Genomic DNA, 25,187 nt, shown 5'->3' on the forward strand with positions numbered 1-25,187 from the left:
CAGCGAAAGACCATTTGTCGGCGGCAAACGTCTCCGGGCGCTACCTGACCATGAATTTGGGGTAGGCCCCGTTACTCGTCGGGGTTGCGGGTGGCCAGGCGGCGGAGGGCGGCCCGGACGACTTCCGGGTCGGTGGTCGGCCAGAACGGGGGCAGTGACGCGCGCAGGAAGCCGCCGTAGCGGGCGGTGGCCAGGCGCGGGTCCAGGATGGCCACCACGCCCCGGTCGTCCATGCCGCGCAGCAGCCGGCCGGCGCCCTGCGCGAGCAGCAGCGCGGCGTGGGTCGCCGAGACGCTGAGGAAGCCGTTGCCGCCCCGCGCGTCCACCGCCTGCTGCCGGGCCGAGGTGAGCGGGTCGTCCGGGCGGGGGAACGGGATGCGGTCGATCAGCACCAGGCGCAGCGACCGGCCCGGCACGTCCACCCCCTGCCACAGCGACAGCGTGCCGAACAGGCAGGTGGCGTCGTCCTCGGCGAACCGGCGCACCAGAAGCCCGGTGGCGTCGTCGCCCTGGCACAGAATCGGCTGCTCCAGCCGGGGGCGCAGCGCCTCGGTGGCCTGCTTGGCCGCCCGCATGGAGGAGAACAGCCCGAGCGTGCCGCCGCCCGAGGCGGTGACCAGCTCGGCGATCTCGTCCAGGTAGGCCGGCGGCAGGCCGTCCCGGCCGGGCGGGGGCAGCCGCTTGGCCACGTAGAGGATCCCGGCCCGCGAGTGCTGGAACGGAGAGCCGACGTCCAGGCCGGTCCACCGGGGCTTCTCCGGGTCGGGCACCGGGTCGGCGGGTTCCTCGGCACCGTCGGGTTTGTTGGACGGCAGACCCCACTGCCGGGCCAGCGCGTCGAACGACCCGCCCAGGGTCAGCGTGGCCGAGGTGAGCACCACCGTGCGCGGGCCGAACAGCCGCTCGCGCAGCAGACCGGCCACGGTCAGCGGCGCCACCCGAAGCACCTTCGTGCCGTCGGCGCCTAGATCGCTCAACCACACCACGTCGTACCGCTTGGCCAGGTCCTCCTCGGCGAACGCGGCGAGCAGCCGGGTGGCGGTCTCCTGCACCTCGTCCAGCAGGGCCAGCGCCAGCTTCCGCGCGGTGGCCTGCTCGGGGTCCTCCCGGCGCTCCGAGCCGATGGCGGTGCGGCAGGCCGAGCAGGCGTCGTGGACCGCGGTGAGCGCACCGGCCACCGGCTGGGGCAGGCCGCGCTCCCAGCGGCCCATCGGGGCGTCCGCCAGGACCATCGCCAGGCCGTCGCCGGCCTCGTCCAAGCGGTCGGCGATGGCCTGGTCGACCAGCCGGCCGCAGCGGCGGGCGGCGGCCTTCACCGAGCCGCCGGTGAGCTCGGCGGTGGCCACCCCCGTGACCCGGTCCACCAGGTCGTGGGCCTCGTCCACGACCACCACGTCGTGCTCGGGCAGCACCGCGCGGCCGTCCAGCGCGTCGATGGCCAGCAGCGCGTGGTTGGTGACCACCACGTCGGCCCGGCCGGCCTCGGCGCGGGCCCGCTCGGCGAAGCAGTCGGTGCCGACCGGGCAGCGGGACAGGCCCAGGCACTCCCGGGCGGTCACCGATACCTGGCGCCATGCGGCGTCCGGCACGCCGGGCACCAGCTCGTCCCGGTCCCCGGAGTCGGTCTTCTGTGCCCACTCGTGCAGCCGCTTGACGTTGCGGCCCATCGCGGACACGGCGAACGGGTCGAACAGCTGGTCGTCCCGCTCCTCGGGCACGTCGCCGTTGAGTTTGTGCAGGCAGAGGTAGTTGCGCCGGCCCTTGAGGATGGCGAAGGTGGGCTTGCGGCCCAGCACCCGTTCCAGCGCGTCGGCCAGCCGGGGAAGGTCGCGGTCCACCAGCTGGCGCTGCAGCGCGATGGTCGCGGTGGACACCACCACCGTGGTGTCCCGGTCCACCGCGTGGCGGATCGCCGGAACCAGGTAGGCCAGCGACTTCCCGGTGCCCGTGCCGGCCTGCACGGCCAGGTGCTCGCCGCCGCGCAGCGACTTCTGAACCGCGCGCACCATCTCCTGCTGACCCTCGCGGGGCTGCCCGCCGACCGCCTCGACGGCCACGTTCAGCAGCTCCTCCACACCGGGGAGCTCCGTTGTCGGGTGGGCATCAAGCTGGCTCGGCACAGCCGACGACGCTACAGCCTCACCACGTCAACTCGGGCGGAGGTCGGTGACCGACAGGCCGTGCTCGGTGTGCAGGCGCTCGGCCACCAGCGAGCGGTGGCAGGCCTCCGGATCGCGCTCGACGCAGAGCAGGGCGGTCACCGAGCCGGCCGGGAGCTCCGCCACGAGTGCGCCGAGGTCGAACGGGTCGAGGATCTCGCGGGTGTAGCGCTCGGCGTACTCGGGCGCCAGGGCGACGCGGTTGCGCTTGCCCACGCCCTCGCGGTCGTCCTCGCGGTACTGGATCTGGCGCATCTCGGTCGTCGGCGCCAGGTCCTTCACGTGCCGGTAGCCGATGCCCGCCTCGGCGAGCGTCCGCTGGAGCCGGGCCGAGTTCGCCCAGGCGTACTCGGAACCCCGTACGCCGCGGCGCTGGCGGAGGTCGAGCAGCAGCCCCACGCCGCCGGCGGTGAGCTTCTCGACGAAGGCCCCGACCGTGAAGTCATAGACCCCGATCGTCGCGATTCGCCTGGTCACCGGACGGTGGCGCCGGCGGTGCGGAGCTCGGCCAGCGCGGCTTCGGTACTTTCCGGGGCCACGCCGGCGGTCAGGTCGGTGAGCACCCGGGTGGTGAAGCCCTCCCGCACCGCGTCCAGCGCAGTGGCCCGCACACAGTGGTCGGTGGCGATGCCGACCACGTCGACCCGGGTGACCTCGTGCGCGCGCAACCAGTCGGCCAGGCCCGTGCCGTCCGGCGCGGCGCCCTCGAAGCCGGAGTAGGCGGCGGCGTACTCGCCCTTGCCGAACACCGCCTGGATGGGCGCCACGTCCAGCGCCGGGTGGAACGCCGCACCGGCCGTGCCGGCCACGCAGTGCACCGGCCAGGAGTCCACGAAGTCCGGGGTCTCGGAGAAGTGTGAACCCGGGTCGACGTGGTAGTCCCGGGTGGCCACGACGTGGTCGTAGTCGCCGGTCACCGTGTTGATCCGGCCGGCGACCGAGGCGCCGCCGGCCACCGCGAGCGATCCGCCCTCGCAGAAGTCGAGCTGGACGTCGACGATGATCAGCGCGCGGGCCATTTCGGGTCTCCTACTGGAAAACAGTGGGAATCGCGGGGTCGCCCTTGGACAGCTTGAGGCCTTCCCAGGGTACCGAGACCAGCGCCGCCCGCAGCCGTTCCCGGGACTGCTCCAGCGTCTCCAGGTCGGCCACCCGTTGTCCGCCGCGCATCAGCGGCACCGGCAGCACCCGGTCGTGCGGGCCGGCGGGAAGGGGGGAGTCGGCCCGGTGGACCACTTCCTCCAGCGCCGTGCCGGTCGGCTTGTACCGGCGCATCGCGGACTTGCGGCCACCCCGGGACTCCTTGGCCGAGCTGCGCTTGGCCACCGGCCGACCGTCCACCTCGACCAGCTTGTAGACCATGCCGGCGGTGGGCGCCCCGGAGCCGGTGACCACCGACGTGCCCACGCCGTACGCGTCCACCGGCTCGGCCCGCAGTGCGGCGATGGCGTACTCGTCCAGGTCGCCGGAGAGCACGATCCGGGTGGCCCGCGCCCCCAGCGCGTCCAGCTGGTCGCGGGCCTGGCGGGCCAGCTCGCCGAGGTCGCCGGAGTCGATCCGTATCGCGCCCAGCTCGGTGCCGGCGGCGGCCACCGCGCGCTCGATGCCCCGGCGGATGTCGTAGGTGTCCACCAGCAGCGTAGTCTTGGTGCCGAGCGTGGCGACCTGGCTGGCGAACGCCACCTGCTCGTCGTCGTGCAGCAGGATGAACGCGTGCGCGGCCGTCCCGGCGGTCGGGATGCCGAACTGCCGGCTGGCCTCCAGGTTGGACGTGGAGGCGAATCCGGCCAGGTAGGCGGCCCGCGCGCAGGCGACCGCGGCCCGCTCGTGGGTGCGCCGGGAACCCATCTCGATCAACGGCCGGCCGCCGGCGGCGGCCACCATGCGCGCGGCGGCCGAGGCGATCGCGCAGTCGTGGTTCAGCACGGACAGCGCCAGGGTCTCCAGCACCACGGCCTCGGCGAAGCTGCCGGTCACGGTGAGCACCGGGGAGCCGGGGAAGTACAGCTCGCCCTCGGGGTAGCCGTCGATGTCGCCGGCGAACCGGTAGTCGGCCAGCCAGTCCAGCGTGGTGGCGTCAACCACCCCGGTCTCGGCCAGCTGGGTCAGCTCGGCGTCGCCGAACCGGAACCTGGCCAGCTCGTCCAGCAGCCGGCCCAGTCCGGCCACCACCCCGTAGCGGCGGCCGTCCGGCAGCCGCCGGGCGAACACCTCGAACACGCAACGCCGGCCGGCCGTGCCGTCCGCCAGCGCGGCGGCCAGCATGGTCAGCTCGTACCGGTCGGTGAGCAAGCTGGACGACGTCATGGCGAAATCGTAGAGCGTGTCTTGTGGATCTATGCCGCGCAGCCGGCTGGATGATCCGCAAGACACGCTCTCATCAACGCCCGAAGATGCATCGGTCTTGCCGGAGCTGTCACCATAGATGCATGGCCGCACCACTTCCGCTGCCCACCCACGAGGTGGAGGAGACCGGCGAGCTGGAGACGCCCTGGCAGACCATCGTGTGGAACGATCCGGTCAACCTGATGTCGTACGTCACCTTCGTGTTCCAGAAGCTGTTCGGCTACGACCGGGAGAAGGCCACCAAGCTCATGCTGGACGTTCACCACAAAGGTCGCGCCACCGTCTCGTCCGGCTCCAAGGAGAAGGTCGAGGGCGACGTGGCGAAGCTGCACGCGGCCGGCCTCTGGGCCACCATGCAGAAAGCGTGAACGGCTGGCGGAGGACCGGGCGCGGCGCGAAGCTCCGGCTGGTCGGGGTGCTCGACCAGCCGGAGGCGGCGCTGCTGCGCGGGCTGGTCGGGCAGATCCAGGTGATGCTGGCCGAGCGGACGGACAGCGCCCCGGAGGACGAGCTGGCCGAGCTGACCGGCATCCAGGCCGGGCACACCCGCCCGCCGGAGGACTCCGTGCTGGCCCGGCTGCTGCCGGACTTCCACCGCGAGGACGCCGAGCTGGCCAGCATGTTGCGCGCCGCGCGGGAGCCGGAGCTGATCGCGGCCAAGACCGAGGCGGCCGACGTGGTGCTGGCCACCTGCCCGCCGGACGGCGGCCGGGCCGAGCTGACCGTGGACCAGGCGGATGCCTGGCTGGCCGCGCTCAACGACCTGCGCCTGGCCCTGGGCACCACCCTCGGGGTGAGCGAGGACATGCCCGAGGACCTGACCGACTCGGACGAGACCCTGGCCGCCCACATGACCGTCTACCACTGGCTCACCTTCGTCCAGGACGCCCTGGTCCAAACCCGCGCCACCGCCCTCTGACTAGGGCAGCAGGATCAGGCGGCCTCGGAGGGGGCCTTCGGACAGGCGTTGGTGCGCGGCGGGCGCCTTGTCCAGCGGGAAGGTGTCGGCCACCCTGGGGGTGAGGCGGCCGGCCTCGACCAGCTTGGCCAGCTCGGCCAGGCGTTCGCCGTCGGCCCGGACGTACACGGTGCTCACCCGGATGCCGCGCAGCGCGGGCGGCGCGCCGCCGAGGACCACCGAGACGAACGCGCCCCCGCCGCGCACCGCGTCCAGTGCCCGGACGCCGACCACGGCGGCGTCCAGCACCCCGTCCACCCCGCCGGGGACCAGCGCCCGGGCGGCCGCGCCCAGCTCGGCCTCCCGGGGGACGAACCCGCTCGCGCCGAACCCGCGCACCAGCTCCTCGTCCGCCGCCGACGCGGAGCCGACCACCCGCAGCCCGGCCTCGCGCGCCAGCTCGACCGCGTACCCGCCGACCGCGCCGGCCGCCCCGGTGACCAGCACGGTCTGCCCGGCGGACAGGCCGAGCCGGTCCAGGGCCTGCGCGGCGGTGAGCGCGTTCAGCGGAAGGCTGGCCGCCGCCTCGAAGGGCACCCCGCGCGGCGCCGGAGCCACCGATGAGGCGTCCAGCACCAGGTACTCCGCGTAGCCGGCGGACGGCAGGTCCAACCGGTCGGACAGCCCGATCACCGGGTCGCCGACGGCGAACCCCTTGGTGCCGGCGGTGTTCCCGTCGGGCGCCCGACCCGGCGCGCCGGCTTCGCCGGCGCCGACCGCGTCCACCTCGCCGGCCACGTCCCAGCCCAGGCCGTACTGATCCCGGGCCGGCACCAACCCCACCTCGGTCGCCGCGCCGGACCGCACGAAGGCGTCCACCGGGTTCACCGCCGCCGCCCGCACCCGGATGCGCACCTGGCCGGGGCCGGGGGCCGGGATGGGCAGTTCGACCAGCTCGAGGGCCTCCGGACCACCGAAGGACCGGACCACGACCGCGCGCATTTTTCCTCCTACCGTCGGATTTTCTCCTCGGATCGGGAACATATGGACGCCCCGGGGGCCTTGGTAAGAACGCACCGGGAAGTGCGTAGCGCACGGGGAGGAGAGCGGATGGCGACCCAGACGGCCGCCGAGCGGCGCCAGGCCAGGGCCGTGGCGCACCGCGAGTTCGTCCGCACCTGCCCCACCCAGCGGCTGCTCGACCGGATCGGCGACAAGTGGGTGACCCTGGCGATCGCCGCGCTGCGGGACGGCCCCCGCCGGTACGGCGAGCTGGGCCGGGACCTGGCCGGGGCGAGCCAGAAGATGCTCACCCAGACGCTGCGCGCGCTGGAGCGGGACGGCCTGGTGGCCCGGGTGGTCACGCCGGCGGTCCCGGTGCGCGTGGAGTACCGGCTGACGCCGCTGGGGGAGTCACTGCTGCCCGTGGTGCACGCGATCAAGGGCTGGGCCGAGGCGCACATCGACGAGATCGACAACGCCCGCGCCGACTACGACCGCGCGGCGGTGTGACGAGAGTGGACATGCGCACCGGCAATGCCGCCCCGTACCCTGTTGGGGTGCTGGTGATCAGGAAGGATCTCGTCGACGAGATCGTGGCGCACGCCCAGCGGGACCACCCGCTCGAGGCGTGCGGGGTGATTGCCGGCCCGGAGGGTTCGGATCGGGCGGAGCGGTTCATCCCGATGCTCAACGCCGCCGGCTCGGAGACCTTCTACGAGTTCGAGTCGGGCGACCTGTTGCGCCTGTACCGGGACATGGACGGCCGGGACGAGGTGCCCGTGGTGATCTACCACTCGCACACCGCGACCGAGGCCTACCCTTCGCGCACGGACATCTCCTACGCGTCCGAGCCGGACGCCCACTACGTGCTGGTCTCGACCAGGGACGGGCAACCCGGGGATCCCGAGTTCCGGTCGTACCGCATCGTGGACGGCGTGGTCACCGAGGAGCCGGTCGAAGTGGTGGAGAGCTACATGTTCTCCCACACCGGCGCCGATGACGTGCCCGACTGTCGTTGAGTTCCCGCGTTAGTCGCCAATCTCAGAAGTCGGCCGCATCACGAGGAGGACTCATGGCCGTCACCGTTTCGATTCCCACCATCCTGCGCACGCACACCGGCGGCGAGAAGTCCGTCGAGGCCAAGGGCGCGACCGTGTCCGAGGTGATCACGGACCTGGACTCGCGGCACTCCGGCCTCGCGGCCCGGCTGGTCAAGGACGGGTCGCTGCACCGGTTCGTGAACATCTACGTGAACGACGAGGACGTGCGGTTCTCGGGTGGCCTCGAGGCCCCCATCGCCGACGGCGACTCGGTCACGATCCTGCCCGCCGTCGCCGGAGGCTGAGGGGTAAGCCGCATGGCGCGCTACGACTCGCTGTTGCAGGCCGTCGGGGACACCCCGCTGGTCGGGTTGCCGTCGTTCTCCCCGGCCGAGCACGTGCGGCTGTGGGCGAAGCTGGAGGACCGCAACCCGACCGGTTCCATCAAGGACCGCCCGGCGCTGGCCATGGTCGAGGCCGCCGAGCGGGACGGGCGGCTGCGGCCCGGCTGCACCATTCTCGAGCCGACCTCGGGCAACACCGGGATCTCGCTGGCCATGGCGGCCACCCTCAAGGGCTACAAGCTGGTCTGCGTGATGCCGGAGAACACCTCCGAGGAACGCCGCCAGCTGCTGCGCATGTACGGCGCGGAGATCATCTCCTCGCCGGCGGCCGGCGGTTCCAACCAGGCGGTCGCGGTGGCCAAGAAGCTGGCGGCGGAGAACCCGGACTGGGTCATGCTGTACCAGTACGGCAACCCGGAGAACGCCCGGGCGCACTACCGCACCACCGGCCCGGAGATCCTGCGTGACCTGCCGACCGTGACCCACTTCGTGGCCGGCCTGGGCACCACGGGGACCTTGGTCGGCACCGGCCGCTACCTGCGCGAACACAAGCCGGACGTGCACATCGTGGCCGCCGAGCCCCGCTACGGGGAGCTGGTCTACGGGCTGCGCAACCTGGACGAGGGTTTCGTGCCGGAGCTGTACGACCCGGAGGTGCTGACCGGGCGCTACTCGGTGGGCAGCTTCGACGCGCTGCGCCGGACCCGGGAGCTGGTGCAGCGGGAGGGCATCTTCGCCGGCATCTCCACCGGTGGGGTGCTGCACGCCGCCCTGGCCATCGCGGAGAAGGCGGCCGGCGGGGCGGACCCGGCGGACATCGTGCTGGTGGTCGCCGACGCCGGCTGGAAGTACCTGTCCACCGGTGCCTACGCCGGTGACCTGGAGGAGAGCGCCACCGCGCTGGACGGCCAGCTCTGGGCGTGATCCGGTCGCGCCGTTCGGGGTTCATGGCCAGGTCGCGACCAGAGACCCTACCGGCCGGTAGAACGTCTCTCGCTGCTACTTGACCATGAAGCCTCCTGGGCGTGGCGCCTCGGACGACGATCACTCCGGCATGAGCGGCAGGTAGACGCCGACGTCCGGGCCGACCCGGCGTGACTCGGTGCCGGGAAGCGCCGGACCGCTCTCGGCGGCGGCCCGGGGCGGCAGGGCCTGCCACTCCCGGAGCGGGTCCTCGGCGCGCCCCGGCGCGGACGCCGGGGGTGTCGTCGACGCGGCTGGTGCGCAGCCGGAGCTGACCGTGCACCAGCCGGGCGGCCCGGCCGAGTCCGCCCCCGGCTCGGGGCTCGGGATGGACCACACCTCCTCGCGGGGAGCCGCCGAGCGGGTGAGTTCGAGCAGCTCGTCGAGGCCGGCGCGCAGCGTGACCAGTGCGGTGGCGTGCCTGGCCACCAGTTCGTCCAGGTCCGGCCAGTGCGCTTCGGCCACCCGCGCCCGGTCGGCCGCATCGATGTCCTCCAGTGCGGTCCTCGGGTTGGCGTATCCGCCGGTGGCCAGCGGGGCGGCCAGCCGAGCCAGCCGGGCGGTGAACTCGGCCAGCGACGCGTCGAGTCGTTCCGCGAGCTGGTCCAGAGTGTCCGCGCGGGCGCCGGCCCGGTCGGCCCGTGCGGCCGTCCGGGCGGCCAGCTCGCGGCCGTGCCGGTCGGCCTCGGTGCGGGTGAGCGAAACGAGCAGCTTCCCGGAGTGGCCGAGCGCCGCGGCCAGCCGGCGCCAACCGGTGGCGGCCCGGGCCAGCACGTCCGGGGCCAGCGCGCGCAGCGCGGCCAGCCGTTCCTCGTCGCCGGGCGACCACGGCGGTGGCGGGCAGCCGGGCGCCGCGCACGGGTGGTACGCCCAGCGCGCGTAGACCGGGCGCCACCGGCGCAACGCGGCCAGCACCGGTTCGGCGGCGGCCAGCGCGTCCGGTCCCATCCGGCAACCGTGCCCGACGCCCCCACTCGGGTGGTTGCGGTCGGGTCAACTCCTGTGCGATCGCACACCCCCCTTCGCAGGACGGCCCTCGGGGTGTAAATTCTGCTGAGGTTGAATTTCAGCGAAGCCGCCGAGGAGGAACCGGTCATGGCGCTCGCCATCGAAGCCCGCGACCTGAAGGTCGTCCTGGGCGGGCGGGAGATCCTGCACGGGATCACCTTCGAGGCCCCGGTCGGCAAGGTGACCGGGCTGCTGGGCCCCAGCGGCTGCGGCAAGACCACGCTGATGCGCTGCGTGGTCGGGGTGCAGCAGATCAGCTCCGGCGGCATGGACGTGCTCGGCCAGCCGGCGGGGTCGCCGGTGCTGCGGCACCTGGTCGGGTACGTCACGCAGAACCCGTCGATCTACTCCGACCTCACCGTGCGGGACAACGTGCGGTACTTCGCCGCCGTGCACGGCACCTCGCCGGCCGCCGCCGACCGGGCGCTGGCCGACGTGGCGCTGGCCGACCGGGCCGACCAGATGGTGCGCACGCTCTCCGGCGGGCAACGGGCGCGCGCCTCGCTGGCCTGCGCGCTGCTGTCCGCGCCCGAGCTGCTGGTGCTGGACGAGCCGACGGTCGGCCTCGACCCGGTGCTGCGCCAGGACCTGTGGGTGCGCTTCCACGCGCTCGCCGAGGCGGGTACGACGCTGTTCGTGTCCAGCCACGTGATGGACGAGGCCGGCCGCTGTGACCGGCTGCTGATGATGCGCGACGGCCACCTGATCGCCGACGAGACACCGGGCGCGCTGCGGGCCGCCACCGGCACCGAAGACCTGGAGGAGGCATTCCTGTGCTTGATTCGGCGCTCCGAACTCGGCGAACCGCTGCCCCAGAACCCGACACCCGCCCCGCGCTAGCCCGGCCGAGGTCGCGCTGGGTCAACCCCCGGATCGTCGCGGCCACCGCGCGCCGGGTGCTCACCCAGCTGCGCGGCGACCACCGCACGGTGGCGATGCTGGTCGTGGTGCCCAGCGTGCTGCTGGCGCTGATCCACGAGATGCTGGACGACAAGCGGGCGTTCGACCGCACCGGGCTGCAGCTGCTCGGCATCTTCCCGTTCACCCTGATGTTCCTGATCACCAGCGTGGCCATGCTGCGCGAGCGGACCAGCGGGACGCTGGAGCGGCTGCTCACCACGCCGATGTCCAAGCTGGACCTGCTGCTCGGCTACGGCATCGCGTTCGCCGGCGCGGCGGCCGTGCAGGCCACCGCGACCTCGTTCACCGCCTACGTCCTGCTGGACCTGTACACCCCGGGCAGCCCGGTGATGGTGATCCTGGTGGCGATCACCGGCGCGGTGCTCGGCATGGCGATCGGCCTGCTGGTCAGCGCGTTCGCCACCAGCGAGTTCCAGGCGGTGCAGTTCATGCCCGCCATCGTGATGCCGCAGATCCTGCTCGGCGGGCTGTTCCAGCCCCGGGAGCAGATGGCCGACTGGCTGGAGCACATCAGCGACGGCCTGCCGCTCACCTTCGTCATCGAGGCGCTGGAGGAGGTGGGCAAGACCTCGCTGCTGACCAGCGAGCTGGTCGGCTACACCTGCGGCGTGATCGGCTCGGCGATCGTCGCGCTGGCGCTGGGCGCGGCCACGCTGCGGCGGCGGGCGGGGGAGATGCCGAAGGCCGCCGTGGCGGCGCTGCGCGCGGTGCCGTTCGTGCTGCTCGCGCTGAGCGTGACGCTGACCGTGGCCTACTTCGTGGATGCCGGCCGGTACGTGCGCACCGACGACGCGCGCATCGACGGCGACCGCATCGCGGTCACCGCCACGGCCAGCGGGCGGCTGGTCGGCTGGTCGGCGGCGAAGGGCGCCCACCTGCGCAAGGACCAGCCCATCGGGCGGATCGAGCAGACCGGCGGGTTCGCCGCCCCGCAGCGGGTGCTGCGCGCGCCCGCCGACGGCACCGTCGCGCAGGAGAAGGTGGTGGACGGCGCGTACGTGACCGCCGGCACCGAGCTGGCCGTGGCCTACGACCTTTCCGAGATCTACGTGACCGCCCGGGTGGACGAGACCGACATCGCCGACGTCAAGCCCGGCGGCGCGGTGGACATCTACGTGGACGGCTACCCGGGCCTGACCTTCGTCGGCTACGTGCGGGAGGTCCAGGGCGGCACCTCCGACGTGTTCTCCAGCCGGCCGATCGACAACATCAGCGCCAGCTTCGAGAAGGAGACCCAGGTGATCCCGGTGAAGATCTCCATCATCGGTGGCCGGGACCTCACCCTGGTGCCGGGTATGAACGTCGAGGTCCGGGTCCACCGATGAGTCAGCGCGGCGCGGCGGTGTGCCGGTTGGTCTCGCCCTCGTTGACGGTGCGGGCGCCGGCCGGGCGCAGCGCGTCCAGCTCGGCGAGCTCGGCGTCGGTGAGCTCGACGGACAGCGCCCGCAGGTTCTCCACCAGGTAGCGCTCGCGCTTGGTGCCGGGGATGGGCACCACGCCGGCCGGCAGGTCCCGGCGCTTGGTCAGTACCCAGGCCAGCGCGACCTGGCCCGGCGTGGCGCCGTGGTTGGTGGCGGCGGCGCGCACCACGTCCACCAGGCGCTGGTTGGTGGCCAGGTTCTCCGGGCGCCACCAGTGCAGCAGCCGGCGGTAGTCGTTCTCCGCCAGGTCGTCCAGGTTGTTCACCGTGCCGGTGAGCATGCCCCGCCCGAGCGGGCTGTACGGCACGATCCCGATGCCCAGCTCCCGGCAGGTGTCCACGACGCCCTCTTCGATGTCCCGGGCGAACAGCGACCACTCGGTCTGCACGGCGGTGATCGGGTGCACCGCGTGCGCCCGCCGGATGGTCTCCGGCGCCGCCTCGGACAGTCCCAGGTGGCGGACCTTGCCCGCGCGGACGAGGTCGGCCATCGCGCCGACCGTCTCCTCGATCGGCACGTTCGGGTCGGCCCGGTGCTGGTAGTAGAGGTCCACGTGGTCGAAGCCCAGCCGGTCCAGCGAGGCGTCGATGCAGGCGCGCACGTACTCCGGGCGGCCGTCGGCCGGGCTGGGCTTGTTCCAGTCGCTGTCCGGCCCCCGGGTGATGCCGAACTTGGTGGCGACCACCACCCGGTCCCGCACCGGCGCGAGACCGGCGCCGACCAGGCGCTCGTTGTGGCCGAAGCCGTACAGGTCGGCGGTGTCGAAGAACGTCACGCCGAGGTCCACGGCGCGGCGCAGCAGTTGGGTGGACTCGGCGTCGTTCACCGGTCCGTAGGCGTAGCTCATGCCCATGCAGCCGAGGCCGAGCGCCGAGACGGTCGGTCCGGCCTGGCCGAGGTTCGTTTCCTTCATGGTGACGACGGTAGTTCCGTCCGGCCAGTTTTGCAACGCTACGTTGCGTTTCTAAATCTGGTACGATCGCGCGATGGGACCACCGGGGAGACCGAAGTCGGCCAAGGCCCGCCAGGCGGTCCTGGATGCGGCGTTGTCGCTGGTCAGAGAGGTCGGCTACGCCGCGGTCACCATCGAGGGCATCGCCGCGAGGGCCGGCGTGGCCAAGACGACCATCTACCGCTCCTGGCCGGGCAAGGCGGCCGTGGTGATGGACGCCGTGCTGGTCACCTCCGACCCTCGGCTGTCCTTCCCGGACACCGGCTCGGCCGAGGAGGACCTGCGGCTGCAGATGGCCCGGTTGACCGAGCTGTTCACCGAGCCGTCGTTCGCCCGGCCGTTCGTCGGTCTGCTGGCCGAGAGCCAGCACGACCCGGCGCTGGCCGAGGCGCTGCACGACTGGCTGATCACCTCCCGGCGGGCCGGCGCCGGCGAGGTGCTGCGCCGGGGCGTGGACCGGGGTGAGCTGCGCGCCGACCTGGACGTCGGGGTGGCCATCGACGCGCTGTACGGCGCGATCTACTACCGCCTGCTGGTCAGCCACCAGCCGCTGGACGCGGCCTACGCGAAGGCGGTGGTCGCCGCGGTTTTCCCGGGATTGCGCGCGCCGTGACGCGTAACCTCGGAGGTATGGCGAACCCAGCGGGCCCGGTCCGCTTGTCCGAGGGGCGGATCTTCCCGGCGCACCCGATCGCCGCCGCGCTGTTCATGCTGCTGTTCACCGGCTCGCTGTGGGTGATCGAGGCGTTCGACATGGTGAGCGGCGGGGCGCTGGACCGCGAGGGCGGCATCGTCGGGCGCGACCCGGAGCACCTGGAAGGGGTGCTGTTCTCCCCGCTGCTGCATGCCGGCTGGGCGCACCTGGAAGGCAACTCGCTGTTCTTCCTGGTGCTGGGGTTCCTGGTGCTGGCCGGCGGGGTGGCCGAGTTCCTCTCGGTCACCGCGATGATCTGGCTGCTCGGCGGGCTGGGCACCTGGCTGCTCAGCCCGGACGACGCGCTCACCGTCGGCGCCTCGGGCGTGATCTTCGGCTGGCTGGTTTTCCTGCTGACGCGGGGGTTCTACGCGCGCAGTGGCAAGCAGATCCTGCTGGCCGCGGTGCTGTTCTTCTTCTGGGGCGGCGCGCTGCTCGGGGTGTTGCCGGGCAACCCGGACATCTCCTGGCAGGCGCACCTGTGCGGCGCGCTGGCCGGCTTCTTCGCCGCCCGCATCGTCGGCCGGGCGCAACGCCGCCGCCTGGCCCAGATGCGCCCGGCCACCCCGGACCCCTACCCCGGTCAGGCCTACCCGGGTTATCCGGCCCAGGGCGGTTACCCGGGCTCGAGTGGCTACCCCAGCCAGGGCGGCTACCCGGGTCAGAGTGGTTACCCGGGCCAGGGCGGGCACTACGGACCGGGTGGCGGTTACCCGAGCTCGGGCGGCTAGCGCGCTGGTTGCCTGGTGATCATGAACTGGCCGTCGGGCCCGGCGCGGCAGGCAACGGCGGCGGCTGAGCCGCGGTAGACCAACCCGAGCCGCGCCGTCCACGCAATCCCTTAGGCCCGACCACCCTCGATCCTGACCCACACGCCGCCGGGGCATACTGGCCAGGTGGGTGTCCCGGTGGGATCGCGGTTCGGTCAGCTGCCGGTGGACGCGCCGATCGGGATGATCGACTCCGGGGTCGGCGGGTTGACCGTGGCTCGCGCGGTGATCGACCAGTTGCCCGCCGAACGCCTGGTGTACATCGGCGACACCGCGCACAGCCCGTACGGCCCGCGCTCGGTCGCGGACGTGCGCCGGCTGACCCTGCAGCTGGGTGACGAGCTGGTCGAGCGCGGGGTGAAGATGCTGGTCATCGCCTGTAACTCGGCGTCGAGTGCCTGCCTGGCGGATGCCCGCGAGCGCTATCCGGTGCCGGTGGTCGAGGTGATCCGGCCGGCGGTCCGGCGCGCGGTGGCGGCCACCCGGAACGGCCGGATCGGGGTGATCGCCACCGAGGTGACCATCCGCTCCGGCGCCTACACCGACACCTTCGCCGCCGCGCGCGACGCGATCCTGGTGCCGGTGGCCTGCCCCCGGTTCGTGGACTTCGTGGAGCGCGGCATGACCAGCGGCCGGCAGGTGCTCGGGTTGGCCCAGGGTTACCTGGAGCCGCTGCAGCGCGCGCAGGTGGACACGGTGATCCTCGGCTGCACGCACTACCCGCTGCTCTCCGGGGTGCTGCAGCTGGCCCTCGGCCCGGAGGTCACCCTGGTGTCGTCCGCCGAGGAGACGGCCAAGGACGTGCTGCGGGTGCTGTCCGAGCTGAACCTGCTGCGTGCGCCGGGCGACGCGCCGCCCCCGGCGCACGAGTTCCTGGCCACCGGGGACCCGGAGCCGTTCCGCCGGCTGGGCCGGCGTTTCCTGGGCCCGGAGATCGGGGTGGTCGCCCCGTTGCCGGCGCCCACGCGGGTATCGTCCGGGTCGTGATCCACTCCCTGGCCGTCGCGATAGTGGTGCTGACCGGCGCGTTGGCGCTGTTCGGGGTGGCCGGCACCGTCATGGGCCGCGCGCCGGGGCGGGTCGACGTGCTCGCGGTCGGCGCGGTCGAGGCGCTGCTGGTGTTGCAGGCCGTGCTCGGCGCGGCGCGGGTGTTCGGCGGGGTCAGGCTGGCCGAGACCCAGACGTTCATGATCTACCTGCTGGTCTCGGTGGCGGTGCTGCCGCTGGGGCTGCAGTTCGCCCGCGCCGAGCCGACCCGGTGGGGCGGAACGGTCATCGCGGTCGCCTCGGTGGCCACCGGGGTTGCCGTGTTGCGCCTGCTCTCGCTGTGGGGCCAGACCGTTGGCTGACCAGCGGGCCACGGCGACCGGGCCGGGCCGGGTGCTGATCGCGGTCTACGGGGTCTTCGCGCTGGCCGCGACCGCGCGGGCCGGCGTGCAGCTGGCCACCCGGTTCCACGAGGCGCCGCTGGCGTACGCGCTGTCCGCGTTCTCCGGGGTGGTGTACATCCTGGCCACGATCGGCCTCAGCCGGACCGGTCCGGCCGCGCGGAGGCTGGCCTGGACGGCGGTGCTGATCGAGCTGGTCGGGGTGTTGGTGGTCGGCTCGCTGAGCGTGTTCGACGCGCAGGCGTTCCCGAGGGCAACCGTGTGGTCCGGCTTCGGGGCCGGGTACGGCTGGGTACCGCTGGTGCTGCCCTTCCTCGGCCTTTGGTGGTTGTGGCGCACCGGCCGACGGGCCTGAACACTCGGCCGACCCGGGGAACTGCGATATCTCGTACAGCCAAAGCGTCTCGGACGAGGCAAGATAGCCGGATGGACCTCACCGTGCTGGGTTGCTCGGGAAGCGGTCCGGGGCCGGAGTCGCCGTCCTCGGGCTACCTGGTACGGGCGGGCGGCCGCTCGATCGTGCTCGATCTGGGCAATGGGACGCTCGGCGCGCTGCACCGCCACCTGGACCCGTTCGGGCTGGACGCGTTGCTGCTCTCCCACCTGCATCCGGACCACTGCGCGGACGTTCCCTCGCTGGTCGTGTACCTGCGCTACCACCCGTTCCCGCCGTATCCGGTGGGTTCGCGGAAGCTGCCGGTCTACGGCCCGAGCGAGTCCTGCGACCGGCTGCGCGCGCAGTGCGCGGCGTCGGCGCTGGAGCGGGAGCACGAGGACCTCGGCGACGTCTTCGAGTTCCGCGGGGTGCACGACGAGATGCGCGCCGAGATCGCCGGTTGCGTGGTGCGCGCCCGGCGGACGGTACACCCGTGCGAGTCGTACGCGACGCGGCTGGAGTACGGCGGCCGCAGCCTGGTGTACAGCGGTGACACCGGGGCGTGCGAGGCGCTGGTGGAGATCTCCCGGGGCGCGGACGTGATGCTCTGCGAGGCCAGCTGGCCGCACGTCGGGCCGAACGGGGAGCGGCCGCCGGTGGGGATCCACCTGTCCGGCCGGGAGGCCGGGGAGCACGCGGCGGCGGCCGGCGTCGGCCGGTTGCTGATCACCCACGTGCCCATGTGGTACGACGGCGCCGACCTGCTCGCCGAGGCCAAGGCGGCCTTCGACGGGCCGGTCGAGCTGGTCAGCGCGGGGGCCACGTACCAGATCTGACCTGCCTCACCGGTTGACCACGCCCTGCCAGACCGCCGTCGCGCCCGCGTCGCCGATCCACACCACCAGCCCGGTGACCACCAGGCCGGCCAGTGCGGCCAGAACCGATGCCGTCGTCACCAGCACCCCGCCGCGGGTTGCCGCGCCGTTTGCCTCCGTGCGGTCCGCGCGCCGGCCGAGCAGCAGGGTCGCCGCGAGCAGCGCCAGGAACAGCAGGGCGAACGGCAGCAGCGTGTCGGCCCGCTGCTCGTGGATCTCCACCAGCGGGTTCTGCCCGCCGAGCACCGCCTCCAGCTGCTCGCCGGTGGTGGTGGCCAGCGGCACGGCCACCACGCCGGCCAGGGCGACCAGGAAGACCGCCCCGCCGAGGTTGCGCCGCCAGACCGGGCGCGCCGCGACGGCCAGCGTGCCGAGGGCGGCCAGCGGCAGCAGCACCACCACCGCATGAATGATCAAGGGGTGCGCGGGTAGCCCGCCGATCAGCGTCATACGGGTGTCAACGTTCGGGACGCCGAAGAAGTTAACCGGGCCGCCGGTTCACCCGTGATCGTCGGATCGGGGGACACCCGTAGGGTTGTCGGGGTGACGCGAGAAGACGGGAGGGCGGACGACGAGCTCCGCCCGGTGACGATAGAACGAGGATTCCAGAGGCACCCGGCCGGTTCGGTGCTGATCTCCTTCGGCCAGACCAAGGTGCTGTGCGCGGCCAGCGTGACCCCCGGCGTGCCGCGCTGGCGGAAGGGTTCCGGGCTGGGCTGGGTGACCGCCGAGTACGCGATGCTGCCCTCGGCCACGCACACCCGCAGTGACCGGGAGTCGGTGAAGGGCCGGGTCGGCGGGCGCACGCACGAGATCAGCCGGCTGATCGGGCGGTCCCTGCGGGCCTGCATCGACCTGGCCGCCATCGGCGAGAACACCATCGCGATCGACTGCGACGTGCTGCAGGCGGACGGTGGCACGCGCACCGCCGCGATCACCGGCGCATACGTCGCGCTGGCCGACGCGGTGACCTGGCTGGGCGCATCCAAGCTGCTCAACGACCCGAAGCCACTGTCCTGCCAGATCGCGGCGGTGAGCGTCGGCGTGGTGGACGGCCGGGTGCGGCTGGACCTGCCCTACGACGAGGACTCGCGCGCCGAGGTGGACATGAACGTGGTGGCCACCGACACCGGCACGCTGGTGGAGGTGCAGGGCACGGCCGAGGGCGCCACGTACACCCGGTCCACCCTGGACGCGATGCTGGACGTGGCGCTCGCCGGATGCGCCCAGCTGGCGACCGCGCAGGCGACCGCGCTGGCCGAGCCGTACCCGTACGACCTGCCCGGCTCGTCGCCGGCCGAAGCCGGTGACCAGGCGTGAGCGGTTCTCCCGGGGGCCGGGCGTGAAGCTGCTGCTGGCCACCCGCAACACCGGCAAGCTGGCCGAGCTGCGCCGGATCGTGGGAGGCGCCGGCGGGTCGTTCGAGGTGCTCGGCCTGGCCGATGTCGCGCCGTTCCCCGAGGCCCCGGAGACCGGGGCGACCTTCGCGGAGAACGCGCTGGCCAAGGCGCGGGACGCGGTCGAGGCGACCGGTCTGCCGGCGGTGGCCGACGACTCCGGGCTGGCCGTGGACGCGCTGAACGGCATGCCCGGGGTGCTGTCCGCGCGCTGGATCGGTCGGCACGGCGACGACCTCGGCAACCTCGAGCTGCTGCTCGGTCAGCTGGCCGACGTGCCCGACGAGCGGCGCGGCGCCGCCTTCGTGTGCGCCGCCGCACTGGTCACACCGGCCGGCCTGGAGGTCGTGGAGCACGGCGAGTGGCGTGGTCAACTGGTGCGCGCCCCCCGGGGCGACGGCGGCTTCGGCTACGACCCGATCTTCGTGCCGGACGGTGAGGAACGGACATCGGCCGAACTCGCCCCGGAGGAGAAGGACGCGGCGTCACACCGGGGCCGGGCGTTCCGGGCCCTGCTGCCCGCACTGCTCTCGCTCGGCGACGGCTGAGTTGGGGGTTGGGTGAGGGCCCTCCCCCAAGGATGAGCGTGGGTGGACGGCGCGCGACCCCGGCCCTTGCCCTGGGGGCACGGGGTCGCGCGCTATGTCCCTCCGACGGTGTCATGCCCACCGGCGAAGTCGCGCTCCGGATGGCGCCGCTGGTGGCGGCGGTTCCGGTTGCTTGTTTGGACGTAGGCGCGCGTGGGTTGGTTCCGTCGACTTCGCATCTCGTTCTGTGCCGGCGGCGGGATTCGAACCCGCACTGACGGCCACCTAAAGACCGGGCCTCTGCCTTTGGGCTACGCCGGCTTGCGCACACACCAGGTCTCGGTGAGTGCATGGCAATTCGGACACAGGATACGCAGGTTCTCCAGCCGGTTGTCTGTGTGGTCCCCATTGACGTGATCGAGGGCCAACGGCAGCGGTTTGCCACGCCACTCGCGCAGTCCGCACTCTTCGCATTCGGGCTTCTTCAGACCTGCCGCGATCAGCCGGCGCCGTAAGTGGCCGGTATTCAGGTACGTGGAGTTTTCAACCAAGATTTCCTCGAGCGGTTTCGCCGCCCGATTCGGTCGTTTGAGTCCCCGTGCCCATCCCTGCCCCGCAAAGTGGCTGGTGTCCAGGCCCGCTTGCTTGATTTTGCCGACGATCATGCGGTGCATGCCGCCGTTCGGCTGGTAGCCCAGCCGCCTGAGTACCTCCGAAATCGTCTTTGATTCGTGCACCGCGCGGCGAAGTTGCTCGTCCGTCACCGCCCACCGCCGCCGGCCCGAGAGGCTCGCCGAGGGTAGGTGGGTGGTCTCCAGGTTGAGACGGGTGATGTGGCGACGGAGGGTGTCGTAGCGGCCCGGGACGAGGCCGAGGCGGCGGCAGACCTGGTTCAGCGACGTGCTTGCCGCAACGGCGGCACGCAGCTCATCGTCGGTCCATCTGGGCGAACGCGGCACGTACGTCAATATAGCAGAACATAAGTTCGACCAAAGTGCATAGGTCGCGGTTCATCAGGGGATGCCGGCCCGACCCGGACTGGCGGAACTCGACGGTGCTGACCGGTGACCCGGTGGCCGAGGCCCACGCGGTCAGACGTTGATGTCCTTGCGCAGCTTGGCCACGTGCCCGGTGGCGCGCACGTTGTACAGCGCGTGCTCGATCTTGCCCTCCGGGTCGATCACGAAGGTGGACCGGATCACGCCGGTGACCGTCTTGCCGTACATCTGCTTCTCGCCGAACGCGCCGTACTCGGTGAGCACGGCCTTGTCCGGGTCGGACACCAGCGGGAAGGTCAGGCCCTCGGCGTCGCGGAACTTGGCCAGCTTGGCCGGCTGGTCGGGGGAGATGCCGATGACGTCCATGCCGGCGTCGTTCAGCTCGGCCAGGCTGTCCCGGAAGTCGCAGGCCTGCTTGGTGCAGCCCGGGGTGCTGGCCGCCGGGTAGGCGTAGAGGATCACCCGCCGGCCCCGGAAGTCGGCCAGCGAGACCGGGTTGCCGTCCGCGTCGGGCAGCGTGAACGCGGGTGCGGGGTCGCCGGGCTTGAGTCGAGAGGTCATGCGCGGGACGTTACCGGGTCACCCCGACACTCCCGTTCCGGAGGACGGCTGGTCAGGATCGTTGTCGGGTTTGGGCTCCGGGTCGCGCCGCTCCGAGGCGACCCAGTCCACGCCCTGCTCGACGTAGCCGGCCACCTTGCCCACCTGCTCGGTGTACCGGCCCTCGGTCTTCTCGTTGACGAACGCGACCGCCTTGCCGATCGTGTCCTTGATCGTCTGCTCGTGTTGCGCGACCTGCTCGCCGGCCTCCCGGCGCAGCTGGCCGGCGATCTCCCGGCCCTGCTTGATGATGTCGTCGGCGTTCACGGGGAGAGCTTAGGCGTGTCCCGTGGATCTATGCCGAGCGAGCGGTGATCCAGATGACGCGTCGCAAGGCGGAGGAGGAGCTCATAGCGGAGCTATGGGCGACGACGACAACTCCGCGAGGCGCCATCTGGGCGCCGCGCAGCCGGCTGAATGATCCGCGGGACACGCCTTAGAACCGGCGGGTGAATACTGGGGTGTCGGACCCCTGATCTACGGTTGGATCGACGCAGAGGCGCCGTAGAACACAGGAGGAGCCGTGGCAAGCGATCCGGACACCATCGAGCGCGACATCCAGGAGGCTCGCGACGCCCTCGCCGCCACGTTGGACACGCTGGCCGAGCGGGCCGGGCCGAGGCGCATGGCCGAGGACGGCATGGACGTCGTGCAGTCCCGGTTGTCTGACCCTCGGGTCAAGTACCCGCTGATCGGCGTGGGCGTACTGGTGGTGCTGCTGTTGGTGCGCAGACTGTTCCGTTGATGCAAAGATGACCTTATGGCGGAGGTCACCTACCTGAATGCATCCAGGCTCTACCCGGGGGCGCCGCCGGTGCGCGCTGTGGACAAGCTGAACCTGGACGTGGCCGACGGCGAGTTCCTCGTCCTGGTGGGGCCGTCCGGATCCGGCAAGTCCACAGCGCTGCGCATGCTGGCCGGGCTGGAGGAAGTCGACGAGGGCGCCATCAGCATCGGCGGCAAGGACGTCACCACCGTCGCGCCGAAGGACCGGGACATCGCCATGGTGTTCCAGTCCTACGCGCTCTACCCGCACATGACCGTCGCGGAGAATATGGCGTTCGCGCTCAAGCTCAAGCGCACCCCGAAGGCCGTCATCACCCAGAAGGTGAAGGACGCGGCCGCGATGCTCGACCTCACCCCGTACCTGGACCGCCGGCCCAAGGCACTCTCCGGCGGGCAGCGGCAGCGGGTGGCCATGGGCCGGGCCATCGTGCGCGAGCCGTCGGTCTTCCTGATGGACGAGCCGCTGTCCAACCTGGACGCCAAGCTGCGCGTGGAGACCCGCGCCAACATCACCGCGCTGCAGACCCGGCTGCGCACCACCACGATCTACGTCACGCACGACCAGGTCGAGGCGATGACCATGGGGCACCGGGTGGCGGTGCTCAAGGACGGCCTGCTGCAACAGTGCGCGTCACCACGCGAGCTGTACGACCGGCCGGTGAACACCTTCGTCGCGGGGTTCATCGGCTCGCCCTCGATGAACCTGGTGGATGCGCCGGTGACCGACGGCGGGGTCGCGCTGGACGGCCTGCGCGTGCCGTTGCCCCGCACCACGCTGGACGCCCTCGGTGAGGTGCGCGTGGGCATCCGGCCGGAGGCGCTGTGCCTGGTCGGCGCGTCCGATCCGGGCGTGGAGCTGACCGTCCGGCTGGTCGAGGAGCTCGGCGCGGACGCCTTCGTCTACGGCGAGGCGCTGATCGGTGGCGAACCGACGCGGCTGATCGTGCGCACCCCCGGCGCGGAGATCCCGGCGTTCGGCGAGCGGGTCCGGGTCGGCCTGCGCCCCGGCGGCCGGGTGCACGCCTTCCACCCGGAGACCGGCGAGCGGCTACCGGACTAGGCGCCGCGACGCTGGCGCAGGCCCTTGGCGAAGCTCACCAGCGCGCGTCCGGCGCCGGCCGCCGAACCGGCGATGAAGTTCGCCCAGTCGAAGTAGTCCCGCCACAGGACGATCTTGCCGTCGCGCACCTGAAAGGTGCCGCACACCCAGAACTCGGACCGGAAGCGGCCGATCTCGATGATGTCGGTGCGCTCGGTGAGTACCGTGTCGCCCTCGCCGACGATCCGGTGGTTGATCGCCCGGAAGCCGGTGAAGTACTTGCCGAACGTGCCCAGCTGCCTGGCCACCGCCGAGCGGCCGCGCGCGGCGGGCAGCGACACGTTCTGGTAGAGCACGTCGTCGGCCAGCAGGTCGAGCGCCGCGTCGATGTCCAGGCGCTCCATCGCGGCCAGGAACTCCGTCACGACGGCCACCGAGTCGGGTTGCTTCGGGGCCGCCTTTCTCGTCGCCGGTTTGGTACGCGTCTTGGTCGCCGGCTTGCTCTTCGGTTCGGTCATCCCTGCATTGAATTACATTATGCGGGATATGGCCACCACAGAGTTGATCACTAGCGCAGCCAACCCGCTGGTCAAGCGGGTTCGCGGCCTGGCAGACCGAAAACGCCGGCGACGCGAGGGCGCGTTCCTGGTCGAGGGTGTGCAGCCGGTATGGCGAGCGGTCGAAGCCGGTTGGGTGATCGACACGCTGATCGTGGTGCCCGGGCTTCTGCCGGATTCCGCGCTCGGCATGGTCGCGCAGCGGCGTGCCGCCGGGGACCGGGTGGCCGAGGTCAGCGCCGAGCTGGCCGGCCGGCTGACCGACCGCGACCGCCCGCCCGGCCTGTTCGCCGTGGTCCGCGCCCGGACCACCGGGCTGGCCGAGCTGCCGGTCCCGCCGGACGCGGTGTTCGTGGCCCTGCACCAGGCCGGCAACCCGGGCAACCTCGGCACCGTCGTGCGCACCGCCGACGCGGTCGGCGCGGCCGGCGTCCTGCTGCTCGGGGACACCGCCGACCCCTACGCGCCGGCCGCCGTGAAGGCCAGCATGGGCTCGCTGTTCGGCCTGCCGGTGGTGGCGGTGCCTTCGCCGGAGGACTTTCTCGGCTGGGCGCGCACGCACGGGGTGGCGGTGCTGGCCGCCTCGGGGTACGCCGCGGAGGCGCACTGGACGGTGGACTTCCGGCCGCCGCTGGCCCTGTTGCTGGGCAGCGAGGGGGAAGGGCTGCCGGACTCGCTGTTGGCCGCCGCTGACCGGAGGGTGCGCATCCCGATGGTCGGCACGGCCGAGTCGCTGAACCTGGCGGTGGCCGCCGGTGTGCTGCTCTACGAGGCCCGCCGTTCTTCCCTGACGGAAGGGCTCACCGGGTGAACTGGCTGACCTTCGCTTCCATGCCGGTCCTGGCGGCGTTCATCGGGTACGTGACCAAGCTGGTGGCCATCGAGATGATGTTCCGGCCGGTGGAGTTCCTGGGCCGACCGCCGCTGCTGGGCTGGCAGGGCATCGTCCCGCGCAACGTGGGCCGGATCGGCAGCGTCTCGGTGAACCTGCTGCTGGGGCGGCTGATCAACCCGAACCAGCTGCTGTCACGCATGGACCCGGCCGAGTTCACCGAGCAGCTGCGTGAGCCGTTGCAACAGGCGGTCACCGACATCGGCACCGACCTGCTGGCCAAGTACCAGCCGCAGCTGTGGGAGATGCTGCCCGATCAGGCGCGTTCACTGCTGCTGCGGCAGGTCGCGGCGCAGGCGCCGAAGGCGGTCGCCGAGCTGATGGCCGACTTCGCCCGCAACCCGGATTCCTACCTGGACACGCGGGACATGGCGCTGAGCAACCTGGCCGACGACCGGGGCGTGCTGAACCGGCTGATCCGCGACGTCGGCGGCCCCGAGCTGCGCTTCATCGCGCGCAGCGGGCTGTACTTCGGGCTGATCATCGGTCTGCTGCAGGCGTTGGTGTGGGGGCTCACCCACGAACCGCTGGTGATGCCGGTCTTCGGTGCTCTTGTCGGGCTGAGCACCGACTGGCTGGCGCTCAAGATGATCTTCTACCCGCGTGAGGAGCGCCGGTTCCTGTTCGGGTTGGTCCGCTACCAGGGACTGTTCCAGAAGCGTCGGATGCAGGTGGCGGGTGACTACGGCAAAGTGATCGCGGACGAGGTGCTCACCGTGCCGAAGATCGTGAACGCGCTGCTCACCGGTCCCCGGTCGGACCGCCTGCTCGCGCTGGTGCAGCGGCACGTGTCCCGGGTGGTGGACCGGCAGCTGGGCGTGGCCCGTCCGCTGGTGGTGCTGAGCATCGGTTCCGAGCGGTACCGGGCGTTCAAGGCCGACGCGGCGAAGCGGGCGCTGGACCTGCTGAACGCCCCGCCCGGCCGGGGACCGGACCTGGAGCCGGCGATGGCTTACGCCAAGGAGGCGCTGGGCGTGGAACGGACGGTGGTGTCCGCGATGCGCGCGCTCACCCCGCTGGAGTTCGAGTCGGTGCTGCGCCCGGCGTTTCGCCAAGATGAGTGGAAACTGATCCTGGTCGGCGGCATCCTCGGCGCGATAGTCGGTGAGCTGCAACTGTTGGTTCTGGTTGGGCACTGATCACCGAGGCGTGGCTCTCTGTCCCGGGTGCTCTCGACGACGCTATGGCTCTGCGTGGAAATACGCGGCTTTCGGTGCAGCGGCTCGCCGCACCG

General features: G+C 72.1%; 32 protein-coding genes and 1 tRNA gene. 20 read left to right on the top strand and 13 right to left on the bottom strand.

Annotated features, from left to right (window positions below):
- Positions 1-71: 71 nt before the first annotated feature.
- Genes ABEB12_RS15220 through ABEB12_RS15235 form a run of 4 tightly spaced genes read right to left on the bottom strand, consistent with a single transcriptional unit; the run spans position 72 to position 4,466 of the window.
- Positions 72-2,120 (bottom strand): ATP-dependent DNA helicase, encoded by a 2,049-nt coding sequence (locus tag ABEB12_RS15220; RefSeq protein WP_345702831.1) that lies wholly within the window; start codon positions 2,118-2,120, stop codon positions 72-74.
- Between the two features lie 27 nt (positions 2,121-2,147).
- Positions 2,148-2,636 carry a DUF488 family protein, N3 subclade gene (locus ABEB12_RS15225; RefSeq protein WP_185064092.1) on the bottom strand — a complete coding sequence of 163 codons (489 nt, stop codon included), beginning with the start codon at positions 2,634-2,636 and terminating at the stop codon, positions 2,148-2,150.
- Positions 2,633-3,178 (bottom strand): isochorismatase family protein, encoded by a 546-nt coding sequence (locus tag ABEB12_RS15230; protein ID WP_185064093.1) that lies wholly within the window; start codon positions 3,176-3,178, stop codon positions 2,633-2,635. Before ABEB12_RS15230 ends, ABEB12_RS15225 begins: the two co-directional genes overlap by 4 nt.
- A 10-nt stretch (positions 3,179-3,188) precedes the next feature.
- Complete coding sequence (locus ABEB12_RS15235) at positions 3,189-4,466, bottom strand: nicotinate phosphoribosyltransferase (protein WP_185064094.1); 1,278 nt, start codon at positions 4,464-4,466, stop codon at positions 3,189-3,191.
- 122 nt (positions 4,467-4,588) lie between these two features.
- Between ABEB12_RS15235 and clpS the strand changes: the two genes are divergently transcribed.
- Entirely contained in the window at positions 4,589-4,873 is a 285-nt protein-coding gene (gene clpS, locus ABEB12_RS15240; RefSeq protein WP_185064095.1) for an ATP-dependent Clp protease adapter ClpS, read from the top strand.
- A complete protein-coding gene (locus tag ABEB12_RS15245; RefSeq protein WP_185064096.1) occupies positions 4,870-5,424 on the top strand; it encodes a DUF2017 family protein in 555 nt (184 codons plus the stop codon). Before clpS ends, ABEB12_RS15245 begins: the two co-directional genes overlap by 4 nt.
- Here the strand turns inward: ABEB12_RS15245 and ABEB12_RS15250 are convergent, their stop codons facing one another.
- Complete coding sequence (locus ABEB12_RS15250) at positions 5,425-6,405, bottom strand: zinc-binding dehydrogenase (RefSeq protein WP_185064097.1); 981 nt, start codon at positions 6,403-6,405, stop codon at positions 5,425-5,427.
- 108 nt (positions 6,406-6,513) lie between these two features.
- Here ABEB12_RS15250 and ABEB12_RS15255 point away from each other — a divergent pair, with 108 nt between their 5' ends.
- From ABEB12_RS15255 to ABEB12_RS15270, 4 genes are read left to right on the top strand one after another with little or no spacing between them, the layout of a single operon-like run.
- A complete protein-coding gene (locus ABEB12_RS15255) occupies positions 6,514-6,915 on the top strand; it encodes a winged helix-turn-helix transcriptional regulator (RefSeq protein ID WP_185064098.1) in 402 nt (133 codons plus the stop codon).
- A 47-nt stretch (positions 6,916-6,962) separates the two neighbouring features.
- Positions 6,963-7,424 carry a M67 family metallopeptidase gene (locus ABEB12_RS15260; protein ID WP_345702832.1) on the top strand — a complete coding sequence of 154 codons (462 nt, stop codon included), beginning with the start codon at positions 6,963-6,965 and terminating at the stop codon, positions 7,422-7,424.
- Positions 7,425-7,477: 53 nt separating this feature from the next.
- Positions 7,478-7,750 (top strand): MoaD family protein, encoded by a 273-nt coding sequence (locus tag ABEB12_RS15265; protein WP_185064100.1) that lies wholly within the window; start codon positions 7,478-7,480, stop codon positions 7,748-7,750.
- 12 nt (positions 7,751-7,762) lie between these two features.
- Positions 7,763-8,713 carry a cysteine synthase gene (locus ABEB12_RS15270; protein WP_185064101.1) on the top strand — a complete coding sequence of 317 codons (951 nt, stop codon included), beginning with the start codon at positions 7,763-7,765 and terminating at the stop codon, positions 8,711-8,713.
- 120 nt (positions 8,714-8,833) lie between these two features.
- Here ABEB12_RS15270 and ABEB12_RS15275 read toward each other — a convergent pair whose 3' ends face one another.
- The gene (locus tag ABEB12_RS15275; RefSeq protein WP_185064102.1) at positions 8,834-9,700 is read right to left on the bottom strand and encodes a hypothetical protein; all 867 of its coding nucleotides are present in this window, start codon (positions 9,698-9,700) and stop codon (positions 8,834-8,836) included.
- A gap of 111 nt (positions 9,701-9,811) precedes the next feature.
- On the opposite strand from ABEB12_RS15275, the gene ABEB12_RS15280 reads away from it, so the two are divergent.
- Positions 9,812-10,600 (top strand): ABC transporter ATP-binding protein, encoded by a 789-nt coding sequence (locus tag ABEB12_RS15280; protein WP_425572249.1) that lies wholly within the window; start codon positions 9,812-9,814, stop codon positions 10,598-10,600.
- Positions 10,534-12,006 carry an ABC transporter permease gene (locus ABEB12_RS15285; protein WP_185064103.1) on the top strand — a complete coding sequence of 491 codons (1,473 nt, stop codon included), beginning with the start codon at positions 10,534-10,536 and terminating at the stop codon, positions 12,004-12,006. Before ABEB12_RS15280 ends, ABEB12_RS15285 begins: the two co-directional genes overlap by 67 nt.
- Position 12,007: 1 nt before the next feature.
- On the opposite strand, the gene ABEB12_RS15290 is transcribed toward ABEB12_RS15285, so the two are convergent.
- Positions 12,008-13,015: an aldo/keto reductase gene (locus ABEB12_RS15290; protein ID WP_185064104.1), complete on the bottom strand. Its 1,008-nt coding sequence runs from the start codon at positions 13,013-13,015 to the stop codon at positions 12,008-12,010.
- A gap of 73 nt (positions 13,016-13,088) precedes the next feature.
- Between ABEB12_RS15290 and ABEB12_RS15295 the strand changes: the two genes are divergently transcribed.
- From ABEB12_RS15295 to ABEB12_RS15320, 6 genes are all read left to right on the top strand, one after another.
- Complete coding sequence (locus tag ABEB12_RS15295) at positions 13,089-13,667, top strand: TetR/AcrR family transcriptional regulator C-terminal ligand-binding domain-containing protein (RefSeq protein ID WP_185064105.1); 579 nt, start codon at positions 13,089-13,091, stop codon at positions 13,665-13,667.
- Between the two features lie 17 nt (positions 13,668-13,684).
- Complete coding sequence (locus tag ABEB12_RS15300) at positions 13,685-14,479, top strand: rhomboid family intramembrane serine protease (RefSeq protein WP_185064106.1); 795 nt, start codon at positions 13,685-13,687, stop codon at positions 14,477-14,479.
- Between the two features lie 222 nt (positions 14,480-14,701).
- Positions 14,702-15,505, top strand: a complete 804-nt coding sequence (gene murI, locus ABEB12_RS15305; RefSeq protein WP_185064676.1) for a glutamate racemase — start codon at positions 14,702-14,704, stop codon at positions 15,503-15,505.
- Positions 15,502-15,867, top strand: coding sequence for a hypothetical protein (locus tag ABEB12_RS15310; RefSeq protein WP_185064107.1), 366 nt, complete (start codon positions 15,502-15,504; stop codon positions 15,865-15,867). The genes murI and ABEB12_RS15310 overlap by 4 nt, the downstream gene beginning before the upstream one ends.
- The gene (locus tag ABEB12_RS15315) at positions 15,860-16,261 is read left to right on the top strand and encodes a hypothetical protein (RefSeq protein WP_185064108.1); all 402 of its coding nucleotides are present in this window, start codon (positions 15,860-15,862) and stop codon (positions 16,259-16,261) included. Before ABEB12_RS15310 ends, ABEB12_RS15315 begins: the two co-directional genes overlap by 8 nt.
- 71 nt (positions 16,262-16,332) lie before the next feature.
- Positions 16,333-17,118 carry an MBL fold metallo-hydrolase gene (locus tag ABEB12_RS15320; RefSeq protein ID WP_185064109.1) on the top strand — a complete coding sequence of 262 codons (786 nt, stop codon included), beginning with the start codon at positions 16,333-16,335 and terminating at the stop codon, positions 17,116-17,118.
- A gap of 6 nt (positions 17,119-17,124) precedes the next feature.
- On the opposite strand, the gene ABEB12_RS15325 is transcribed toward ABEB12_RS15320, so the two are convergent.
- Positions 17,125-17,607: a DUF2231 domain-containing protein gene (locus tag ABEB12_RS15325; protein ID WP_185064110.1), complete on the bottom strand. Its 483-nt coding sequence runs from the start codon at positions 17,605-17,607 to the stop codon at positions 17,125-17,127.
- Between the two features lie 93 nt (positions 17,608-17,700).
- On the opposite strand from ABEB12_RS15325, the gene rph reads away from it, so the two are divergent.
- Entirely contained in the window at positions 17,701-18,477 is a 777-nt protein-coding gene (gene rph, locus ABEB12_RS15330; RefSeq protein WP_185064111.1) for a ribonuclease PH, read from the top strand.
- Positions 18,464-19,102 (top strand): RdgB/HAM1 family non-canonical purine NTP pyrophosphatase, encoded by a 639-nt coding sequence (gene rdgB, locus ABEB12_RS15335; protein ID WP_345702833.1) that lies wholly within the window; start codon positions 18,464-18,466, stop codon positions 19,100-19,102. The genes rph and rdgB overlap by 14 nt, the downstream gene beginning before the upstream one ends.
- A 227-nt stretch (positions 19,103-19,329) precedes the next feature.
- Here the strand turns inward: rdgB and ABEB12_RS15340 are convergent.
- The 4 genes from ABEB12_RS15340 to ABEB12_RS15355 form a co-directional block, all read right to left on the bottom strand.
- A tRNA-Leu gene (locus ABEB12_RS15340) sits at positions 19,330-19,402 on the bottom strand.
- Complete coding sequence (locus tag ABEB12_RS15345; protein ID WP_345702834.1) at positions 19,393-20,040, bottom strand: HNH endonuclease signature motif containing protein; 648 nt, start codon at positions 20,038-20,040, stop codon at positions 19,393-19,395. Before ABEB12_RS15345 ends, ABEB12_RS15340 begins: the two co-directional genes overlap by 10 nt.
- 132 nt (positions 20,041-20,172) lie before the next feature.
- Positions 20,173-20,640 carry a thioredoxin-dependent thiol peroxidase gene (bcp, locus tag ABEB12_RS15350; RefSeq protein WP_185064112.1) on the bottom strand — a complete coding sequence of 156 codons (468 nt, stop codon included), beginning with the start codon at positions 20,638-20,640 and terminating at the stop codon, positions 20,173-20,175.
- 18 nt (positions 20,641-20,658) lie between these two features.
- Positions 20,659-20,946, bottom strand: a complete 288-nt coding sequence (locus ABEB12_RS15355) for an Rv0909 family putative TA system antitoxin (protein WP_221498495.1) — start codon at positions 20,944-20,946, stop codon at positions 20,659-20,661.
- Between the two features lie 256 nt (positions 20,947-21,202).
- On the opposite strand from ABEB12_RS15355, the gene ABEB12_RS15360 reads away from it, so the two are divergent.
- Positions 21,203-21,424, top strand: a complete 222-nt coding sequence (locus tag ABEB12_RS15360) for a DUF3618 domain-containing protein (RefSeq protein WP_185064113.1) — start codon at positions 21,203-21,205, stop codon at positions 21,422-21,424.
- A 15-nt stretch (positions 21,425-21,439) separates the two neighbouring features.
- Positions 21,440-22,525, top strand: coding sequence for a sn-glycerol-3-phosphate ABC transporter ATP-binding protein UgpC (locus tag ABEB12_RS15365; protein WP_185064114.1), 1,086 nt, complete (start codon positions 21,440-21,442; stop codon positions 22,523-22,525).
- Here the strand turns inward: ABEB12_RS15365 and ABEB12_RS15370 are convergent.
- The gene (locus ABEB12_RS15370) at positions 22,522-23,022 is read right to left on the bottom strand and encodes a limonene-1,2-epoxide hydrolase family protein (RefSeq protein WP_185064115.1); all 501 of its coding nucleotides are present in this window, start codon (positions 23,020-23,022) and stop codon (positions 22,522-22,524) included. The genes ABEB12_RS15365 and ABEB12_RS15370 overlap by 4 nt on opposite strands.
- Positions 23,023-23,050: 28 nt before the next feature.
- Between ABEB12_RS15370 and ABEB12_RS15375 the strand changes: the two genes are divergently transcribed.
- Together ABEB12_RS15375 and ABEB12_RS15380 are read left to right on the top strand one after the other, a co-directional pair.
- Positions 23,051-23,872, top strand: a complete 822-nt coding sequence (locus ABEB12_RS15375) for a TrmH family RNA methyltransferase (RefSeq protein ID WP_185064116.1) — start codon at positions 23,051-23,053, stop codon at positions 23,870-23,872.
- 20 nt (positions 23,873-23,892) lie between these two features.
- Complete coding sequence (locus ABEB12_RS15380) at positions 23,893-25,092, top strand: DUF445 domain-containing protein (RefSeq protein ID WP_185064117.1); 1,200 nt, start codon at positions 23,893-23,895, stop codon at positions 25,090-25,092.
- Positions 25,093-25,187: the final 95 nt, after the last annotated feature.

The organism is Actinospineispora eucalypti (assembly GCF_039543365.1).
Lineage (GTDB): Bacteria > Actinomycetota > Actinomycetes > Mycobacteriales > Pseudonocardiaceae > Pseudonocardia > Pseudonocardia eucalypti.

What these genes read in the sequence shown, in the direction of transcription:
- ABEB12_RS15230 (WP_185064093.1), bottom strand. Translation starts at nt 3,178, where the DNA reads ATGGCCCGCGCGCTGATCATCGTCGACGTCCAGCTCGACTTCTGCGAG.
- ABEB12_RS15235 (WP_185064094.1), bottom strand. Translation starts at nt 4,466, where the DNA reads ATGACGTCGTCCAGCTTGCTCACCGACCGGTACGAGCTGACCATGCTG.
- clpS (WP_185064095.1), top strand. Translation starts at nt 4,589, where the DNA reads ATGGCCGCACCACTTCCGCTGCCCACCCACGAGGTGGAGGAGACCGGC.
- ABEB12_RS15250 (WP_185064097.1), bottom strand. Translation starts at nt 6,405, where the DNA reads ATGCGCGCGGTCGTGGTCCGGTCCTTCGGTGGTCCGGAGGCCCTCGAG.
- ABEB12_RS15255 (WP_185064098.1), top strand. Translation starts at nt 6,514, where the DNA reads ATGGCGACCCAGACGGCCGCCGAGCGGCGCCAGGCCAGGGCCGTGGCG.
- ABEB12_RS15265 (WP_185064100.1), top strand. Translation starts at nt 7,478, where the DNA reads ATGGCCGTCACCGTTTCGATTCCCACCATCCTGCGCACGCACACCGGC.
- ABEB12_RS15270 (WP_185064101.1), top strand. Translation starts at nt 7,763, where the DNA reads ATGGCGCGCTACGACTCGCTGTTGCAGGCCGTCGGGGACACCCCGCTG.
- ABEB12_RS15275 (WP_185064102.1), bottom strand. Translation starts at nt 9,700, where the DNA reads ATGGGACCGGACGCGCTGGCCGCCGCCGAACCGGTGCTGGCCGCGTTG.
- ABEB12_RS15290 (WP_185064104.1), bottom strand. Translation starts at nt 13,015, where the DNA reads ATGAAGGAAACGAACCTCGGCCAGGCCGGACCGACCGTCTCGGCGCTC.
- ABEB12_RS15295 (WP_185064105.1), top strand. Translation starts at nt 13,089, where the DNA reads ATGGGACCACCGGGGAGACCGAAGTCGGCCAAGGCCCGCCAGGCGGTC.
- ABEB12_RS15300 (WP_185064106.1), top strand. Translation starts at nt 13,685, where the DNA reads ATGGCGAACCCAGCGGGCCCGGTCCGCTTGTCCGAGGGGCGGATCTTC.
- murI (WP_185064676.1), top strand. Translation starts at nt 14,702, where the DNA reads ATGATCGACTCCGGGGTCGGCGGGTTGACCGTGGCTCGCGCGGTGATC.
- ABEB12_RS15320 (WP_185064109.1), top strand. Translation starts at nt 16,333, where the DNA reads ATGGACCTCACCGTGCTGGGTTGCTCGGGAAGCGGTCCGGGGCCGGAG.
- ABEB12_RS15325 (WP_185064110.1), bottom strand. Translation starts at nt 17,607, where the DNA reads ATGACGCTGATCGGCGGGCTACCCGCGCACCCCTTGATCATTCATGCG.
- bcp (WP_185064112.1), bottom strand. Translation starts at nt 20,640, where the DNA reads ATGACCTCTCGACTCAAGCCCGGCGACCCCGCACCCGCGTTCACGCTG.
- ABEB12_RS15365 (WP_185064114.1), top strand. Translation starts at nt 21,440, where the DNA reads ATGGCGGAGGTCACCTACCTGAATGCATCCAGGCTCTACCCGGGGGCG.
- ABEB12_RS15370 (WP_185064115.1), bottom strand. Translation starts at nt 23,022, where the DNA reads ATGACCGAACCGAAGAGCAAGCCGGCGACCAAGACGCGTACCAAACCG.
- ABEB12_RS15375 (WP_185064116.1), top strand. Translation starts at nt 23,051, where the DNA reads ATGGCCACCACAGAGTTGATCACTAGCGCAGCCAACCCGCTGGTCAAG.
- ABEB12_RS15380 (WP_185064117.1), top strand. Translation starts at nt 23,893, where the DNA reads ATGCCGGTCCTGGCGGCGTTCATCGGGTACGTGACCAAGCTGGTGGCC.